The sequence below is a fragment of the uncultured Ellagibacter sp. genome (assembly GCF_934617235.1).
Taxonomy (GTDB): domain Bacteria; phylum Actinomycetota; class Coriobacteriia; order Coriobacteriales; family Eggerthellaceae; genus Ellagibacter.
In genome coordinates, this window is sequence record NZ_CAKTTZ010000001.1 from 117,061 (window position 1) to 134,928 (window position 17,868).

The window sequence follows — 17,868 nt, forward strand, 5'->3', positions numbered from 1 at the left end:
TTACGCCCAGTTGCGCTTGATCATTTCCCATTTGGCATCGCGCGAACGTTCCACCAGGGAAATCTCCTCGTCGGTAAGAGCGCGGAAACGACCTTGGCTTTTCAGGTAATCGCGCACGCTCGAAAATTCACGAGGCTTGCGGTTAAGCGTGAACCTCCCGCCGGGCACGCCGCACACCTGCTCGCCTTCATATTCGGCAAGATACCACAGCCCGCAATCGACCACGTCGCGGGAAAGCTCGACCATCTTCGCTTCGGGAGCGCCCCAACCCGTCGGGCACGGCGCGATCACATGGATGAACCGCGTTCCGTGGATACCCTTTGCGCGCTCGAGCTTCTTCAGGAAGTCATTCATATACCCAACGCTCGCCGTCGCGGCATAAGGAAGCCCGTGAGCTGCGACGATTTCGAACACGTTCTTCTTCTGCGTGAGGCACCCGTGCGCATTTCTCCCAGCAGGCGTTGTGGTTGTCTTGGCACCAAAAGGAGTCAGCGAGCTCTTCTGGATGCCCGTGTTCATGTACGCTTCGTTGTCGTAGCAGATGTAGAGGACGTCGTCGTTGCGATCGATTGCACCCGAAAGCGCTTGGATGCCGATATCGGCCGTACCGCCATCGCCCGCGAAACCGACGACCGTGCAATCGTCGGGCTTCTTCCCCTGCACCCGCAAGCCCGCCTCGATACCCGTGAGCACAGCAGCCGTCGCCGCAAATGGCGTGATCATTGCATTGTTCGCAAAGCACAGTTGCGGGAAGTTGAACCCGACGGCGCTCATGCAGCCAGCCGGCAACGCTGCCACCGCATTCGGGCCGAGCACCTTCAGCGCCGCGCGCACCGCGAGCGACCCACCGCAGCCAGCGCATGCTTTATGCCCGAAGAAAAGCTCGTCAGCAGGCATATTTTTCGCGTTCATCGCCATTATCGCGCGCCCCCTTCGCAATCAGCATCGCCACGCCCAGCTTGCCCCTCGTCCGGGAAATCGATCCCGAGGAAGTTCACGCGGCCAAGTCCGCAGTCGTTGCCAGCTGCAGCGTCGCCGCAACTCTGACTAGACGCAACGCAGCTTCTGCCTCCAGCAGCCGCAACATCGAGCAGCGCATCGAAGATGGCATCCATCTGGGCAGTCGTGATGTCGTCGCCGCCGAGCCCTCCAACGAAATTGAACGTGGGCGTCGTGCATCCTGCCTGCTGAAGCACAGAATTCACATTCGTGAACACCGTGCCCTCAGCCCCGAAGGAGATATCCTTTTCCAACACACCCACCGCCGACGCACCCGCAAGCGCCTTGGTGATGAGGGCTGCAGGGAAGGGACGCATGTAGCGGATTCGCAAAAGTCCCACGCGCTTGCCTTGCTCGCGCAGCCGCGCAACCGACTCGCGCGCAAGCCCCGCGATCGAGCCGAGCGTCACGAGCACGACTTCGGCATCTTCGCAGTTCACTGCTTCAACAGGGCCGGTGTATGCGCGCCCGAAGCATTCCGCAAAGCGTGCCTCCACCCGCTCGATCGCATCGAAGGCCGAAAGCATATCCTTGTGCTCGTAGTACTTGAAATAGCGGTTGTAGTCGGGACCGGCGGAATACCCGATATTCTTAGGATGCTCGAAATCGAAGCAGTTCGTTGCCTGATACGGCGGCAGGAACGCATCGGCGTCTTCCTCGGCCGGCACATCGACCGTCTCGTAGGTGTGGGTAAGCGCAAACCCGTCGAGGTTCACCATGAAAGGGGTGAGCACCGCGGGGTCTTCGGCCACCGCATACGCCATAAGCGCCAGGTCAAGCGCCTCCTGGTTGTTTTCGGCATACGCCTGGATCCACCCATGGTCGAGCAGCGCCAGCGAATCGCGCTGGTCACCGTAGATGTTCCACGGGAGCGCCGTCGCGCGGTTCGCGTTCATCATCACGATGGGGAAACGGCCGCCTGCGGCGTAGGTGAGCACCTCTGCCATGTAGAGAAGGCCCTGGCTCGACGTGGCCGTGAACGTGCGCGCGCCCGTGGCAGATGCCCCCATCGCGCACGAAAGCGCCGAGTGCTCGGATTCCACATGCACGTATTCCGCCTTGAGCGAGCCCTCTTCCACCATTTCAGAAAGACGCTCGACCACAACCGTCTGCGGCGTGATGGGATAGGCGGAAATCACCTGCGGTTTCGCGAGGCGGACGCCTTCCGCAAAGGCCTCATCGCCGGAAAGAAAACGTTTCATCGTGCGGAAACCTCGCTTTCGGGGATCATGGCAAGCGCTCCGAAACGGCACACCTCGACGCACACGCCGCATCCTTTGCAGAAGTCGTAGTCGATAGCTACGGGCGCATTGTCCGCATCCCCAGCAGGCTCGTCGGCGGGCCGGATAACGCAGCCGTCGGGGCAGTAGAGATAGCACTGCAAGCAGCCCGTGCATTTTTCAGCATCGAAGACGGGACGCATGTTGCGCCAGCCGGCGTTCTTCGCCACAAGATAGCCACCGTCGTAGCATGTGGTGTGGGCGAAGTCGGAAGGGTCGAGTGCAGCGGTTTGCAGCGTGGGAATAATCACCCCGCCTCGGGAAGCGGGCGCAAGAGCAGGCTTCCCCTTGGCCGTTTCACGTGAAACAGAGGCGTTGACCTGGGAATTAGCAGCTACAGCGGGATTCTCCCCCTCGCACGCGGGGCTCGCCTTCCCCACTGCTGCGAGCGCTGCATCAACCACGCGCTTGTTCTTCTCGTGCAACTTCGCAGGCATGTACCCCTCGATGGCACGCTTCACATCGTCGGCGCTCACATAATCACACACCGAGCATAGCGCGCCGAGAAGCGCCGTATTGGGAATCGGTCGCCCGAGAATCTCTTGGGAAATGCCGTTCGCATCGATGGCGACGATGCGCGGATCGCCAAACGAGCGCACCGAGTTCACGATGACCTTCCCATCAGGGAGCAGCTCATCTTCCCACTCGGCGCCGAGCAGCGTATCATCGAGATAAATCACGTAGTTCGCCTTGGCCACCGCGCTGCGATCGCCGATCGGCTCGCGCGACATCTTGGTGAACGCGCGTATGGGGGCGCCGCGCCGCTCAGGGCCGAACGAGGGGAATGCAAGCGCATAAGCGCCATCGGCGAACGAGGCCGCTGCACCCAAAAGCCGCGCCGCGGTAAAAGCCCCCTGCCCGCCGCGACCGTGCCAAAGCACTTCGATCATATGGTTTCTCGCCTTCTTGTTAACTCATAAACCGACCATCAGTATAGGCGAACCAGGCCGCGCCTGCGTGGTTTCGCCAATTCAATACGGGCAAGGCAGAATCGAGACGGATTTTGGCTCCACGAATTCTCTTTGAGGCCGAGCGCATCCTCTCGTTGGGTAAAAAACAAGAGCGCCGAACCTGTCGACGCTCATGAATAAGGTAGCAAATCAGCAAGGAGAAGCTCGCCTCACGGCTCGCCTGTCTATTCGCCCGTACGTTCTGCAGTGCCGCCGGCAAAAGAGGGGTCCATTGCCACGGCGTCGAGACGGGCCATTACGACATCTTCCACCTCGGGGGAATAAGGCGCATTGTCGCCTTCGCCTGCAAAGCGCGTGCGGATGTAGCTGCCGCACTCGTCGCAGGTGGCAATGCGATGGCCCTCGTCGCCTTCAATATTGTAGTAATGCAGATGACCCTGGTTGCGCGTACCGCAGCGGGGACAACGAATACGATCGAATTCCCAGCTTGTCCCGCACTGAGGACACCACAAGCTCTTGTTACGGCCGTCGCCCGATCCGCCCTCGCCCACGCGCGCGAGCGCAGCATCGCCGCCGCATGCAGGGCAGTGCATCTGGTGGTCGAAGAACACCTTCGCCTTCTTGCGAGCGCGCGCAACCGCCTCGGCAGGTCCCTCGAGCTGCCAGCGGAGCACGAGCGACGCGAACAGCTGGCCCATCTGCGCCTGGACCTCGGTCATGCCGTCAGCCACCAACTGCTCGGCGAATGCGGCCAGATACTCTGCCGGGTTCTTGCCCGCCAACGCGATGTCGCTTGCAGCAACGATCTCGTTCCATTTGGCGCTCGTAAGCGCGGCGGTCATTTCCTCGTCGAATCCGCCCAGCTCAGCAGCGCGAGCAATCACGGCGTTCATTCCTCGGGAAAGCGCCGCGGCGTCAATTGCCACCGGCGTGTTCGTGAACACGGGGATCTCGGCCTCGGAAAGCGCAGCCACACGCTCCACAGGCGGGACCTCATAACCCGCAGCGGTTTCCCCTGCTGCATCAGCATCGTCGAGCGCCGCCCACAGATTCATGAAGAAGTCGATACGCGAAACATCCGCCGCATCGAGCGTCTTCTCGTAATGTTGTGCCGCAAGCTGAGCCGCCTTGTTGTTCATGTGCACGCCTTTCTCGTCAAGCCTATTTGCCCGCCTCGCCTCAACACCGACGTTTGACGCGAGGCGAACGAATACGCGTCCTTTCCCCATTGAGAACGGGGACCCACCCGAACTTGCCGGATGGGTCCACCGCATCGATTCTTCTACCAGCCGAAACAGCCAGCTGAATCAGTTATTTGGCTACCGGTTTCTCAACCACGTTCTTGCCCTCGGTGATCTCCTTGCGAGCCCAGTGGCCCCAGTGATAAATCGCGTCAGACTCAGAAACCATGCCGTTGCCGAACATGAGCTTGTAGGTGCCGCGGTAGGGCTGGAAGATGCCCGCGCCCAGGAAGATGTGAGCCAAGCCGAACACGGCGATCATCAGGAAGCCGAAGTCATGCAGGAACAGCAGGACGCCATGAACCGTCGTGCCGAGGTTCAGACCCAGCTCGCCGATGAGCAGGATAACGCCGGTAACAGCCATGAGCAGGCCGAACAGCCACAGCATACCGTCGGCGAAACGCTGGCCGGATTTCACCTCGTCCTGATCCGGCATATGGATCCACTTTGCCAGGAACAGGTAGGGGAAGAACAGCATCATCCACTTCTTGTCGTCGGAGGTCCACTTCGCGAAGAGGTTCTTCAGGATATGGCCGACGCCCTTCGGGGACGCGATGGCGCTGAACAGCGGAACCACGACGAAGATGATGCCGCACACACGGTGCACCATGCGGAAGGCGAACACGACGTCGGAGCCCACCATCTGAGCCAGAGGCGGAATGAACACGAAGCAACCGCTCAAGCACAAAAGGATACAAGCGATAACTGCGATGCCATGCGTCAAGCGAGCCTGCAGCGAATGGCGCTTGATGTAGCGCTCGGTGCCAGCGGCTTCGCGATCTTTGAGGAACTGCTTGTCAGCGGCAAGCTGCTCGGGAGAAACGTTCACTGCTTCGTTACTCATCGCTGCCTCCCTTCCCGATACCGAATGGGTGATTCTCGAGGATGTGCTCCTTGACGGACTTCTCGTCCTGAGCGTCGCCGTGCTTGACGACGTCGCCGGTGATCAGGCTGACGGTGTCCTCGGTCTCGGGGTTGTACACGAGCTTATCGCGCTTGTAACCCACACCCAAAGCGAACATCGCCGCGAGGCCCACAACCGTGAGGCCGGTGACGACGCCCGTAACGGGCTTCATGACGCGGGTCATGCCCACCGTTGCCGGAGCGGACGGGTTGGCCGGAAGACCCGTGGCCTCGCGCCCGTACTTCAGCACGGAGATCACATGCAGACCGCCCATCTCGTTGGCACCGTAAATCTCGGCGTCCTCGTAGCCGCGGCCCTTCAGGATCTCGAGGCGCTCCTGGGCCAGGTCGAGCATCTCGTCGCGCGGCCCGAAACGAAGCGCGTTGGGCTGGCAGGTGGAAACGCAGGCCGGGTCCATACCCTGAGCCACGCGATCCGGGCAGCCGGTGCACTTGTTGACGTAGTCGCGGATGCCTTCGGTGCGGTAGCGCGGCACGTCGAACGGGCACACGCCTTCGCAGTAATGGCAGCCGACGCACTTGGAGTCGTCGACGTGGACGAATCCGGTGTCCTCGTCCTTCGTGATGGCACCAGCAGGGCACACCGTCGCGCAAGGCGCCTCGGTGCAATGCTGGCAGGAGCGGCGATTGAAGATCCAGTCGACAGGCTTCTGCCCGCGGACTGCATCGCGCTCTTGGAACGTCTGGATCAGACGCGTGTTGCCGTTCAGGTCGGCCGGGTTCTGAAGCGAACCGGAGAATTTGTTCTCGTTGGTGCCGATCGGGGACGGCAGGTTATTCCACACCTTGCAGGCAACCTGGCAGCCCTTGCAGTTCGTGCACAGGGAGGTGTCGTAAAGAATAGCCATTTCAGTCATGTCTTACCCCCTCCTTATGCTTTCTCGATGTTGACGAGGAACGCCTTGTACTCAGGCACCATGGTGTTCGGGTCGCCGACGTTCGGGGTCAGGTCGTTTACCGTATCGCCCGTGCCGTACAGGTGCGTCCAGCCGAAGTGATGCGTGAGGCCAACCTGGTGCTGCGTCTTGCCGTGGATCGTGAATGGCTTGAGGCGCTTGGTGACGTACGCATCGACCACGACGGAGCCGCGCTTGTTCCACACGCGAACCTTGTCGCCGGGCTTGATGCCCTTCTCAGCTGCGAACTCTTCCGACATCTCGCAGAACTGCGACGGCATAGCCTCCACGAGCGCCGGGCAGGAGCGGCTCTGGCCGCCGGTCTGCCAATGCTCGGTGACGGAGTACGTGGTCGCGATGATCGGGTACTCGTCGGTTCCGCCGTGAGCGGTGGACTCGTATTCCGTGAACTTGATCATCGGGTTGTTCTGCGAACCGTTAAGCGCGTTGTCGAACGGGCTCTCGAACGGCTCGTAGTGCTCGGGCATCGGGCCGTCTTCCATACCGTAGGATTCCAGACGCGCGTTCTGCTCCCACAGCATGAAGAACGTGTTGTTGTTCGGCGGAACCGGCTGACCGTTCTTGGCGGACACGAAGTCGCCCTGGTCGACCAGATCCCACTTGCTGCCGTCCCACTCCATGAGCTTCTTGTCGGGGTTCCACGGCTTGCCGTTGGTGTCGCAGGAGTTGCGGTTGTACAGGATACGACGGTTGGAAGGCCAGCTGAACGCCCAGTTGGAGTTCAGGCCAAGGCCGGACTTGTCGTTGTTGTCGCGACGACCGATCGGCTGCTGGGCCGGATCGAGCGGTGCGTCGTTGTTGTTGTAGAAGCCCGAGTAGATCCACATCGCGCAGGAAGTGGAGCCGTCGGCGCCAAGTTCGGAGTAGCCCTTGAGCAGGTCGACCTTGCCCGCCGCGAAGTCGGAGTTAGCCGTGCGGTAGCCGTTGAGCGCCCAAGAAACCGGACGGAAGTCGATCTTACCGTTGACGTAGTAATCCCACTTGGTGTTGAGGATCGGGTCGGGGTTAGCGCCACCTTCTTCCTTGTACAGACGGCAGATTTCCGTCCACAGAAGGTCGCACATCTCGAGGTCAGGCTTGGCCTGATCCCACGGCTCGACTGCCTGGTAGCGCCACTGCAGCCAACGACCGGAGTTCAGGATGGTGCCGGGCTTCTCGTAGATGAGTGCGCAGGGGAGGAAGTACACGGTCGTCTGGATCTCGGCCGGGTTCATATCCGGCGCCTTCCAGAAGGCCGCCGACTCGGTTTCGACCTGATCGGCCACGACAAGCCAATCGAGGTTCGCCATCGAACGGCGCACGTTGCCGGCGTTCGGGGCCGAGTGGCAGGGGTTCATGCCCCAGTTGAAGTAGCCCTTGATGACACCCTGCTTCATGAGCTCGAACGTGGAGATATGCGTGTAGTCCTGGTCGCCCTTCTCAGACGGAACCTTCGGCCACCAGTCGTAGCCGTAGTCGTTCTCGACGGTTGCGGCGTCGCCGAACCATTCCTTCAGCGAGGACACGATGAACTTCGGCTTGTTGGTGTAGTAGCCAGCGGAATACGTCTGGGATTCCAGCCACTTGCGCAGGCTGGAACGATCGGTGGTGTTGGCCCACTTCAGGTAAGCGGGATGCTCGTTGACCATCATGCCCATGTCGGTCGCGCCCTGAACGTTAGGCTCGCCGCGCAGAGCGTTCACGCCGCCACCAGGGATGCCGATGTTGCCGAGGAGCAGCTGCATAACGCACATGGCACGCGTGTTCTGAGCGCCATAGGAGTGCTGCGTCTGGCCCAGTGCATAGAGCACCATGCCGGCACGGCCGGGCTTCGCGGTGGAACCGTAGGTGGAGTACACGAGCTCAAGGGTTTCCTTGTCCATGCCGCAGATGTCGCACACAGCGTCGAGGGTATAGCGCTCGTAGTGCTTCTTCACCTGCTGATAAACGCACATCGGATCCTGGAGCGTCATGTCGCGCTTGGGAAGGGTGAGCGTCGGCGTGGTGAACTCGGGAACGCCGCTCTTCTTAACCCAGGCGTAGTCGCCCGAAGCGGAGGTGTCCCAGTTCTCTTCCTTCTCGGTCTGATAGTGCCAAGAATGGTTGGAATAGGTCTTGGTCTTCTCGTCCCAACCGGAGTAGAGGCCGGTTTCGATGTCGAAGTCGAACTCGGGGTCGAGCAGGTAAGACGCATTCGTGTAGTTGAGCAGGTACTCGTAGTTGTAGTCGCCCATTTCACCAGTGGCGAGGTACTTCTCGAGATTCGGATCGATCAGGTTCTCGATGATCCAGTGATACATGCCGCCGTAGAAGGCGATGTCAGTGCCCGAACGGATGGGGCAGTAGATATCCGCCTGCTCGGCAGTACGGGTATAGCGAGGATCGACGACGATCCACTTCGCTCCGCGATCGTGGGCCTTGCCAAGCCACAGCGAGCTAACCGGGTGGTTCTCAACGGAGTTGGAACCGCAGTGGAGGATAACGTCAGTGTTTTGGAAGTCGCACCAGTGGCTCGTCATAGAGCCGCGACCGAATGATGCTGCCAGACCGGCAACGGTGGGGCTGTGTCAAACACGCGCCTGATTGTCGATGGCGATCACGCCGAGCGATCGCATCATCTTGAGGATCAGGTATTCCTCCTCGGAGTTTTCTTGGCTACCGCCCAGGCTGGCAATTGCCGGGGTACGGTTCACGGTGAGGCCGTTCTTGTCGGTTTCCTCAAACGTGGCGTCGCGCGTGTCCTTGACCTTGCGCGCGATTTCCTTGATGGCGTCTTCCCAGGTGATGTCTTCCCACTCGGAAGCACCAGGACGGCGCACCATAGGCTTGGTGACGCGATCGGGGTTCTTGATGACCTCGCGCGTTTCCGGATCCACAATGTTGCGGAGCTGGAACATGGCCGCGCCCTTCGGGCACAAGCCACCTTGGTTGATGGGATGGTCGGGATCACCTTCGAGATTGATCAGCTCGCCGTCGCGCACCGAAAGAAGCGAACCGCATCCGCCTGCGCAATAGCAGCAGATGTTGGTGTACTCTTCAGTGTTCACGAGCTTCCAGTCGCTGTTCGACTCTACAGCCAAAGCAGGCGACTGCTGCGTCAGCTGGAACGCCATGCTCGTCGCGAACGCCGCACCGGTGGCTTTCATGAAGCCCCTGCGTGTCAGGTTCATAGTCTCGTCTCTCCTTCCAAATTCTCGTCTTCCCTCGTCTATACCGCGTCGGGGCATACTTTGCCCCTTCGTCGGTTGCCCATGGTACGAGATATCTCGACATAAATTCAACAAATGAGACCGCAAAAGGGCTAATTGTCGGGGGAACGGCTGAATTGCGTAAATGCATATTTGACCTGGGGAAATGCTATTTTAATTCCTTCTTGGAAAATATTCATTGGCAGCGCTCTTTTGAAATGTGAATGCTACGTAAAGAAATAATGGAGATGACCTGCACTATCTTATTTGAGAATATCCCACTTTCTGGACAGGATGAAATCTCCCAACAACAGGTTGATTTTCCTTCCCGTCTCAACCTCGAGGATTGAAGAAGCGACCATCGGAAGAAAAACTTCTGACCCGAACAAAATGAGAAGGCGTGACTCGAAGACGCCAGACTCGCGCCGCGCTGCCCCCCAACGGTGGCCGCAATCGCTCCACACCAGCGAGAAAAATGCACATAGTCGCCGAGGATGGGCTCTATGCGCCCCTCCTCTGCGGGAAGGCCGCACGAAGCTCTGATTTCAGCGGGCGCTGGTATACTGAGCACCGACGAGCAAGGAGGTTGCCCATGAGCACGAAGGAAAAGGTCGCACTGACGAAGCTCACCAGCAAAGGCGGTTGAGCGGCGAAGTGGGGTCCGGGTGACCTCGAAGACGCGCTGCACTGCCTCTCTCCCGCAATCGACCTGCCCGACAAGGACAAGCTTCTGCTCGGGTTCGAGACGAGCGACGACGCGGCGGTGTGGGAAATCAACAAGACGACGGCAGCCGTGCTCACGGTCGACTTCTTCACGCCCGTCGTGGACGATCCCTACGAGTTCGGCCGCGTCGCCGCAGCGAACGCGCTCTCCGATGTCTTCGCGATGGGGGCGCGACCTCACGTAGCTCTCAACCTGCTCGCACTCGACAGCGAGCTTGGCGCCGAGGTGGCGGGCGAAATCCTTCGAGGCGGCGCCGACACCGCGCATGCAGCGGGGGCGTTCGTCGCCGGCGGGCACACGATTGATGATGAGGAACCGAAGTACGGCCTATGCGTGTTCGGCACTGTCGACCCGAACAAGATCGTCCGCAACGGGGGCGCGCAAGCGGGCGATGTGCTCTACCTCACCAAGCGCATCGGCACGGGCATCATGAGCGCCGCCGTGAAAAACGAGCTTGTCACCCAAGACGAGTTCCGCCCCGTCGTCGAGTCGATGATGGAGCTCAACATCGCAGGCGGCGAAGCAATGGTCACGGCGGGCGTCCACGCGGCGACCGACGTCACGGGTTTCGGGCTGTCGGGCCACCTGCACGAGATGCTCGAGGCGTCGAACGCAGCTGCCGAGCTGGACTTCAGCGCCATCCCCACTTTCGAGCGCGTATGGGAGCTCTCGTGCGCATACTGCCGCCCCAATCGGGCGTTCTCCATCATGGATCTTGCGGAGGAATACGTGCGGCAGGGCGCGCTCGACGACGACGAGTTCGACAACCGCATGGGCGTGATCTGCGACCCGCAAACCTCGGGCGGCATCTTGGCGGCTATCCCCCCTGACCAGGCGGCTGTGTTCGAAAGCGAATTCGAGCGACTCGCAGGGCGGGCGCCCTGGAAAATCGGCCGCATCGTCGAGGGCGAAGCGGGCTCGATCTCATTTGCGGACGGAGCCCGATAGCCCTGCTCGCAAGACCGTGCGACTCGGAGCATCAATATGGAGAAGCTGGTTGTACTTCGCGACGGCCCTATTTCCGCGCGCGTGCGGCTCGGAGCATCTGCGCCGCACGCGTAATCTGCTGCGCCGCATAATCGATTTCGTCGATCGTATTGTAGAACGCGGGCGAAAGGCGCGCCACGCTGCTCGTCCCCAGCCAATCGAGCACGGGCTGCGCGCAGTTGTGGCCGCTTCGCAGGGCAACGCCGCGCACGTCGATGAGCGTGCACAAATCGAGCGGGTGTACCTCATCGAGCGTGAACGATACGAGTCCCGCACGCTCTTTCGGTGAGCCCGCGATGTGAAGACCCTCGATTTCCCCAAGCACGCTTACCGCATGGCTGACCAGCGAAGACTCGTACGCCGCGATGTCCTCGCGACCCAAAGCGCTCAGGTAGTCGCACGCCGCGGCGATCGCGATGGCACCCACGTAGTTCGGCGTGCCCGCTTCCAGGCGCAGGGGAAGCTCTTCCCAGGTGGTCAGCTCCTGCGTCACCTTCCCCACCATCTCGCCGCCGAAATCGCGCGGAGCGAGCATCTCGAGCGCCTCGCGCGTGCCGCAAAGCGCGCCGATTCCCGTGCCCGCCATCATCTTGTGGCCGGAAAAAGCCAGGAAGTCGACGCCCAGATCCGCGATATCGACCACGCCGTGACGCATGATCTGCGCGCCGTCGAGCACGAAGAGAGCGCCCGCATCGTGGGCCATCTTGGCAAGCCTTTTCACGGGAGTCACCGTGCCGAGCACGTTCGAGCACCCCGTCATCGCCACGATCTTCACCCTGTCGTCGGAGAGCAGCTCCGCGTAGTGGGTCTCGTCCACCTCGCCTTCTTCAGTGAGCCCAACGACGCGGAAATCGGCGCCTGCAGCAAAGCACGCCTGCTGCCACGGAACGTAGTTGGAGTGGTGTTCCATGAGGCTCACCACGACGGCATCGTCAGGCCCGAGCACGTGCGCCAAGCCGCGAGCCACCATGTTCAAGCCATCGGTCGTGCCCCGCGTGAACACCACGCACGACGAATCGGCCGCGCCGACGAACCGGGCGACCGTCCCCCGCGCGCGCTCGAGCGCATCGGTTGAGGCGTGCGCCAAGTAATGCATTCCGCGATGCACGTTCGCGTTGCTCGTCCGATAGTGCTCAGAAACAGCGGAAAGCACCTGCTCAGGAACTTGCGTCGTCGCCGAATTGTCCAAATACACGAGAGGATGGCCGTGAACCTGCTGTCCCAAAATCGGGAAATCCTCACGTACACGTTCCACATCCATGTTCGCCATCCCTTTCGCCCCGGCACATCATCGCATGCCGAGAATTCTAGTCCATCAGGAGTCCCTGCGCATGGACGGGTCGTCCTTCGCATCGAAGAGCGCGTCCGCGAGCTGGGTAATCGTCTCAAAGTCGGCAGACTGCTCGGGCGTGAAGCGCACGTTCAGCGCACGCTGGAGCGTCAAGGACAAAAGCACCTTCTTGATATCGGTCGAGCTTTGGTTGGTGCACGTGGTCGAGCCTTCCGCAAGCTTCACGCTCTTGTCGTTTTGGCGCAGAAGCTTCTCAACGCTCTCGTCGGCGAGCTTTAAGATGTCCTCCGTGCCCAAAGCCTGCACCTCGTCTTCGGTCAGGAAGAACTTGGCGAGCGTGTAGTTGCGCACTTCCTGGCGAAAATCCTCGCGACCAAGCGCGCCCGACGTAATCTTGTCCTGCGCGGCTTGCGCATCCTTCGCCGCAATGTCGAGACGGTCTTTCAGGGTCATCGTGCTAGCCATGATGAGGTTCCTCCTTATCTGAAAGCGCCTTGCGCGCAAAATCCTTGATAGTCGACGCGATTGAGGAAACGCCAGCCTGCCGCTTCGCGTCGAACACGTACGCAAGCTCGGTCTCCTCCACAAAGCGCACGGGGCACTCAACAATCGCTTGCGCATCTTGTCCCGAGAACATTTTCTGGAACAGGTAGATCACGCCGCGCACCATGAGCGTGTCGCTGTCACCTTCAAGCGCGAAGCCCTCGCCCGGCGTAGCGCCCGCCCACGAAGGGTAGAGCCAAACCTGCGACTGGCACCCCTCCACGAGCACTTCCTTCACTTTGCGCTCCTCGGGAAGCTCCTCGAGTTGCGCCGATAGCTGCAACAAGTAGTCGAACTGCTCGAACGTGTCACCAGCAGCGACGAAGCCGTCGATGAAGTCCTGCTGGATCGCATCAGGGCTCTTCATGATTCCCACCCCCTCTCTTGCCGGCGTAGGCCCTCCACCCGGGCAAAAACAAGCCTGCGACGTCGATTGCGGCGCCGCAGGCTTGGCGTTCGGCGCGTGATACGCCTTCTCGTTGGCTCGATTTACGCCTGGACGATTTCCAGACCGAGCAACTCACCGAGCTCGATGACCTGCTCTTCGAAGTCACCGTAGATCAGCGGCATGTGGTTGCCGATGGCGGCCTGCTTCTTGAAGAAGTCCTTGGAGTCCTTCACCTGGAAGAACACGCCCATGGAGCAGTTGGTCTGATCGTAGCCCATGGAGGTGATGATCTTGCCCTTGGCGACGAAGAGCTTCTCGACGTTCGGGTCGACACGGCACATTGTGATCGTCTGGCCGGCGTCCTCTTCGAACTTGTAGCGCAGCGTCGCGCCGAAGCCGGAGCGAGCGAAGGAGCGGATCGCGTAGGGACGGAACTCCTCGTCGAAGGATTCCCAACGGCGGTTCGGCACCGAATGGAAGGTCAAAACGACGTTGGGGATGTCGCCGAGCTCTTCCATCTTCTGGTCAACATGCTCGGGCGTGAAGAACAGCGCCTTGGGCAGCTGAGCGCGCACACCATGACGCACTGGGCTCGTGAAGCAATTGCCCATGTAGGACGGACGGCGGCCGATGGCCTGCAGCATCAACTTGGAGACGACGGCGCCCAGGTCGTACTCGCATGCGGACGGGATGCCCTGCTCGTTGTTGAGCGAGTGGTTCAAACACATCGTGAACTGCTTCTGGTTCAGGCGGCGCGTCGCGCACAGGTCAGGGCACGGGGCGGTGAAGCAGTTGCACTCGTAGGCGTCGAGGAACTTCTGGATGCCGTAGTTGGCCTCAACGGACTTCTTGACCATCTCGCGCGTCATCTCGCACTCTTCGGCGCCTGCGATGAGCTCGTCGGTTTCCTTGTCGATGATCTTCTCGTCCTCGGCGGTGAGGTTTAAGCCCTTGCGGCCCGGCGTGCAGTAGTTCTCCATCGGGTCGTCGTAGGAAATCTGGTCAAGCAGCTCATGGGCGGAAACGTAACGGATGCGGGTGCCGAAGCGCTCGGTGATCTTCTCGGGGTCGATGATCGAGTCGGGCGCGCTCACCGAAACGGTGCTCGTCATGCGGGTCGCCGCGAGGATCTTCGAATCCTTCATGACCTTGCGGGCGCGCAGGACGGTCATGTACTCGGTGGCGTCCTCCCAATCCTCGAAGGAGTAGAACTCAAGGCCGCGGGCGAGGAACTCAGCCGACGTGATAGCGGAGGCGCAACATGCCTGGGTGATGGCGCAGGGCTTGCCGACGCGCTGCGCGAACTCGAGAGCCAGGTCATAGGGGCGGCTCGCATACCCGATAAAGTACAGGTCAACTTCCTCGCTGCCCTCGGCGAGCTTATCGATCATCTCGTCTTTGGTGAGGAAGTTCTCGTCGCGCTCGACCTTGACGGGCTCGAGAAGGTTGACGACGTTCTCCGGCATAGCAGCCTGGAGCTGGGCATACCAGCCCTTGAACTTCTCGGCGGCCATATGGAGGTCGAATTCCTTCTCAAGCTGGATGCCCTCGCCAAAGCGGCACGGTCCCTCGAACACGTACTCGTGATACAGCGTCAAGAAAATCGGCTTCACGTTAAGGCGAATTTCCTCATGCTTTTTGATGGCCATGATGACTATCCTTTCCCCTGTTTTCCGGCACTCTCTCCCGTGCCGTGCTGACATCGAGAAGGGTACGGCGCATCGAACCGTAAATCATGGGGCTTGAACCAACGTCTTCAATGGTTTCTATTGTGCATTTTGCATAATTTCGGCGTTGCGGAAACGGTACGCGAGAAGGAAAGCGAACCGAAGGGAAGGATCGGACGTGTCGATACCGTACATGCTCTCGATGCGGTCGATGCGATATTTCACATTATTGCGATGCATATGCAGCTTCTCAGCAACGATATTCGCACGACGCTCGCACATGAGGTAATCATAAAGGAACAGGTAGTTATCAGTGCCCCGCTCGGCATCATCTTCTGCGATAGAGCGAACGATGACGCTCGCATAGGTTGAGTTCAAAAGCGGCAGGTCATCGCCAACTTTATCGGCGATGAAAGCAACTTGGACACGGTCAAACGAGAAAATACGACTCCAGTTGAAGGGAACTGGCAGTTTGTGCGCATTCGGCTGAAACTCAGCACCGAGCCGTGCTGCCTCGCGTGCCTGCCGATAGGCGATGGGGGCCTTGGAGAGATTCGTGAACTTGGAGCTGCGTCCGCAGATGAGGTCCATTTTCTCCATCAGCTCGTTGATGCGCGACGAGATGGACTTATGCCCCCTGGGGCACGTGCCGACTTCGCAATGCAGCGAGCACTGAGGCGAGAGGCAATTGAAGCACAGCACCGTGACGCAGCTGTCGAAAAGAACGACTTTCGCGGGCGCCACCATCGTAACGAGATCGGAAAGGAGCCGCGAGGGAGACATGTCCTCGTTAACGGGAATGGCGAACAGGCAAAACCTTGCTTCTAAGGGAATCCCCACAAGTTTGCACCGCTCGCGCACGATTGCCTCGTTGCTCTCGCGACCCAAAAGCAAGTCGTGGAGGAACGTGTCAACCGCGTTGCCCGAAGGCTTGTCCTCCGGGTATTCGCGCTCGGCGATTCTCTTAACCCGAGCAAGGAAAAGATCAAACACATCGTAAAGATAATCGCAGGGAGACAGCCTGTTGCACATCATGACGACGATGAGACTGAAGCTCGTCTTGGTTTTGAAAGACCTCACGACCGTGACATATTTGCAGATGGAAAGCGTATCGTTGACGATGAAGCCGTCCTCTTTCGCCCAGGGCTTGAAGCGCTTGTGCAGCTGGAACTTCCGAATGTTCTCCTCGGTGTGATACCCGTGCTCGATCAGCTCCATCGTGATCGGGTCGTCGCAAGGAGTTCCCTTGGTGTAGGCTAAAAGCTTGAGAGCCGGATCCACGATAACAACGTTGTTGCACAGCATCTTCTCGCTCACGTCCATGAGCTCCTGAAGCCCGCCGCCGCGCCCGAGCACCGCGTCCATATCGCGCTCCCATATCCCGAATCGATAGAAAATCTCGAGCAACGCGTTGAATACTTGGAGCGTTCCCTCGCCTCCGGTAACAGAAAGGACGGCGGTTGGATCAGGCTTAGTCGCGTGATGGTCCACGAAAGCGGCGTGGCGGCCGTACCCGCGGACGCTTTCGCAATCCTCGCTTGTGGAGCAGATATAGAGGATATCGTCTCCCGCAATCGAAGATTCTCCCAGATAAAGGCGGGCATTCTCGAAAGAAAGACTCCCGTCAGACGAAATTGAGACATTCCCCATAGCCTCAAGTTCGCGCTTTATGATGTTAAGCGAAACACCCATGACCTACCCCTTCAGATAAAGCCATTGCGCCGTATCTCATAATGCTCTCTTTCCCACTCGATTGCTTTAGTCGAAAACCACGTTTTCCTGTATTCTCATTATGTAAAATGCACAATAGAATTTCACCCCCATCGTGCACGTCTTGCAAGAAGCACAATGACTCCCAATTCCTTCGTATGCCGCCCGCCCACTGACTCACGCTTGCGAGGTCGATAAGCTTTCCTCGAGCGAGAGACCATCCCCTCAGCTCAGCGAAAGCCCCTTTCTCCCTCAATAAAGGGGCTTCATTGCAGGGGCGGGCACTTATATCCCAAGCCCGCCCCCTCCGAAAGGCTCACTCCGCCAGCAAAATGGCGGTTAATCATACAGTTCGGGAGCAACCGGGCGCGCAAAGGGGATAGCGCCCAAACTAAGGAGGAGAGCCATGCCAAGAATCAACACTGCTATACGTTCCGTTTGGGGGGTGTCCGAGATAGGCTTCTCGATAGCCGCAACGCTCGAGACCGCCTTCTTCCTGTTCTTCCTGACTGACGTGGCGCAACTGCCGCTCGCCATCTCGGGCGTCATCGCCGCAAGCGCGTCAGCCGTCGACACCATATCTGCCCTTTTGGCGGGCGTGTTCATTGACAAGTTCCACTTCAAGAAGGGCAAGTACCGCCCCTGGCTCATCATCGCCCCAATCATCGCCATGGTGTTCTTCATCATGTGCTTCACCAAGGTGGGCGGCGATGTCGTAGCTGGTATTGTTATTAGCATCGGTTATGTCGTCAGCCATTTCTGCTGGAATATTACTTACGCAGGCATTCGCAGCATGACCAACGTGCTCACCGACGAGCCCTCCGAGCGCGCGTTTCTCTCGGGCCGCCTTGGTGCCGGCGCTGCGCTCGGCCGCGTGATCGCATCCAAGCTCGTGCCGCTGATCACGACTTCCCTTGCCGCACTCGTCAGCGGCGTGCTTGCCTACTCCATTTGCGCTGCTGTCGTGTCGGTCATCTACATCATTGCGATGGCAATCTGCTTCTTCGCGACCAAGGGATACGACACCGAGACCAAGTCGGAAGGCAAGAAAATTTCTTTCAAGGCGATGGGCAAAAACATCGTCACCAACCCGAATCTTATCGGCGTCGTACTCCACGA

At 59.8% G+C, this 17,868-nt stretch carries 14 protein-coding genes; 2 read left to right on the forward strand and 12 right to left on the reverse strand.

Going from position 1 to position 17,868, the window contains the following annotated elements; translation table 11 throughout:
* The 7 genes from Q0G85_RS00505 to Q0G85_RS00535 form a co-directional block, all read right to left on the reverse strand.
* Entirely contained in the window at window positions 1–912 is a 912-nt protein-coding gene (locus Q0G85_RS00505; RefSeq protein ID WP_297153591.1) for a thiamine pyrophosphate-dependent enzyme, read from the reverse strand.
* A gap of 5 nt (window positions 913–917) precedes the next feature.
* Window positions 918–2,201 carry a pyruvate ferredoxin oxidoreductase gene (gene porA / locus Q0G85_RS00510; protein ID WP_297153594.1) on the reverse strand — a complete coding sequence of 428 codons (1,284 nt, stop codon included), beginning with the start codon at window positions 2,199–2,201 and terminating at the stop codon, window positions 918–920.
* The gene (locus Q0G85_RS00515; RefSeq protein ID WP_297153597.1) at window positions 2,198–3,169 is read right to left on the reverse strand and encodes a 2-oxoacid:acceptor oxidoreductase family protein; all 972 of its coding nucleotides are present in this window, start codon (window positions 3,167–3,169) and stop codon (window positions 2,198–2,200) included. The genes porA and Q0G85_RS00515 overlap by 4 nt, the downstream gene beginning before the upstream one ends.
* A 245-nt stretch (window positions 3,170–3,414) precedes the next feature.
* Window positions 3,415–4,329 carry a formate dehydrogenase accessory protein FdhE gene (locus Q0G85_RS00520; protein WP_297153601.1) on the reverse strand — a complete coding sequence of 305 codons (915 nt, stop codon included), beginning with the start codon at window positions 4,327–4,329 and terminating at the stop codon, window positions 3,415–3,417.
* Window positions 4,330–4,501: 172 nt separating this feature from the next.
* Complete coding sequence (locus tag Q0G85_RS00525) at window positions 4,502–5,275, reverse strand: cytochrome b/b6 domain-containing protein (RefSeq protein WP_297153604.1); 774 nt, start codon at window positions 5,273–5,275, stop codon at window positions 4,502–4,504.
* Entirely contained in the window at window positions 5,268–6,212 is a 945-nt protein-coding gene (locus tag Q0G85_RS00530) for a 4Fe-4S dicluster domain-containing protein (RefSeq protein WP_297153606.1), read from the reverse strand. The genes Q0G85_RS00525 and Q0G85_RS00530 overlap by 8 nt, the downstream gene beginning before the upstream one ends.
* Before the next feature lie 14 nt (window positions 6,213–6,226).
* The gene (locus tag Q0G85_RS00535) at window positions 6,227–9,421 is read right to left on the reverse strand and encodes a molybdopterin-dependent oxidoreductase (protein ID WP_367116847.1); all 3,195 of its coding nucleotides are present in this window, start codon (window positions 9,419–9,421) and stop codon (window positions 6,227–6,229) included.
* Between the two features lie 610 nt (window positions 9,422–10,031).
* On the opposite strand from Q0G85_RS00535, the gene selD reads away from it, so the two are divergent.
* Complete coding sequence (gene selD / locus Q0G85_RS00545; RefSeq protein ID WP_297153614.1) at window positions 10,032–11,111, forward strand: selenide, water dikinase SelD; 1,080 nt, start codon at window positions 10,032–10,034, stop codon at window positions 11,109–11,111.
* A gap of 67 nt (window positions 11,112–11,178) precedes the next feature.
* Here the strand turns inward: selD and Q0G85_RS00550 are convergent, their stop codons facing one another.
* The 5 genes from Q0G85_RS00550 to Q0G85_RS00570 form a co-directional block, all read right to left on the reverse strand.
* Window positions 11,179–12,411, reverse strand: a complete 1,233-nt coding sequence (locus Q0G85_RS00550) for an aminotransferase class V-fold PLP-dependent enzyme (protein WP_297153617.1) — start codon at window positions 12,409–12,411, stop codon at window positions 11,179–11,181.
* Window positions 12,412–12,465: 54 nt separating this feature from the next.
* Window positions 12,466–12,906: a hypothetical protein gene (locus Q0G85_RS00555; RefSeq protein ID WP_297153619.1), complete on the reverse strand. Its 441-nt coding sequence runs from the start codon at window positions 12,904–12,906 to the stop codon at window positions 12,466–12,468.
* Window positions 12,899–13,351 (reverse strand): SufE family protein, encoded by a 453-nt coding sequence (locus Q0G85_RS00560; RefSeq protein WP_297153622.1) that lies wholly within the window; start codon window positions 13,349–13,351, stop codon window positions 12,899–12,901. Before Q0G85_RS00560 ends, Q0G85_RS00555 begins: the two co-directional genes overlap by 8 nt.
* Before the next feature lie 122 nt (window positions 13,352–13,473).
* Window positions 13,474–15,021 (reverse strand): hypothetical protein, encoded by a 1,548-nt coding sequence (locus Q0G85_RS00565; protein WP_297153625.1) that lies wholly within the window; start codon window positions 15,019–15,021, stop codon window positions 13,474–13,476.
* A 117-nt stretch (window positions 15,022–15,138) separates the two neighbouring features.
* Window positions 15,139–16,731: a CdaR family transcriptional regulator gene (locus Q0G85_RS00570; protein WP_297153628.1), complete on the reverse strand. Its 1,593-nt coding sequence runs from the start codon at window positions 16,729–16,731 to the stop codon at window positions 15,139–15,141.
* A 424-nt stretch (window positions 16,732–17,155) separates the two neighbouring features.
* On the opposite strand from Q0G85_RS00570, the gene Q0G85_RS00575 reads away from it, so the two are divergent.
* A partial coding sequence (locus tag Q0G85_RS00575; RefSeq protein WP_297153631.1) for an MFS transporter occupies window positions 17,156–17,868 on the forward strand: 713 nt, incomplete at its 3' end.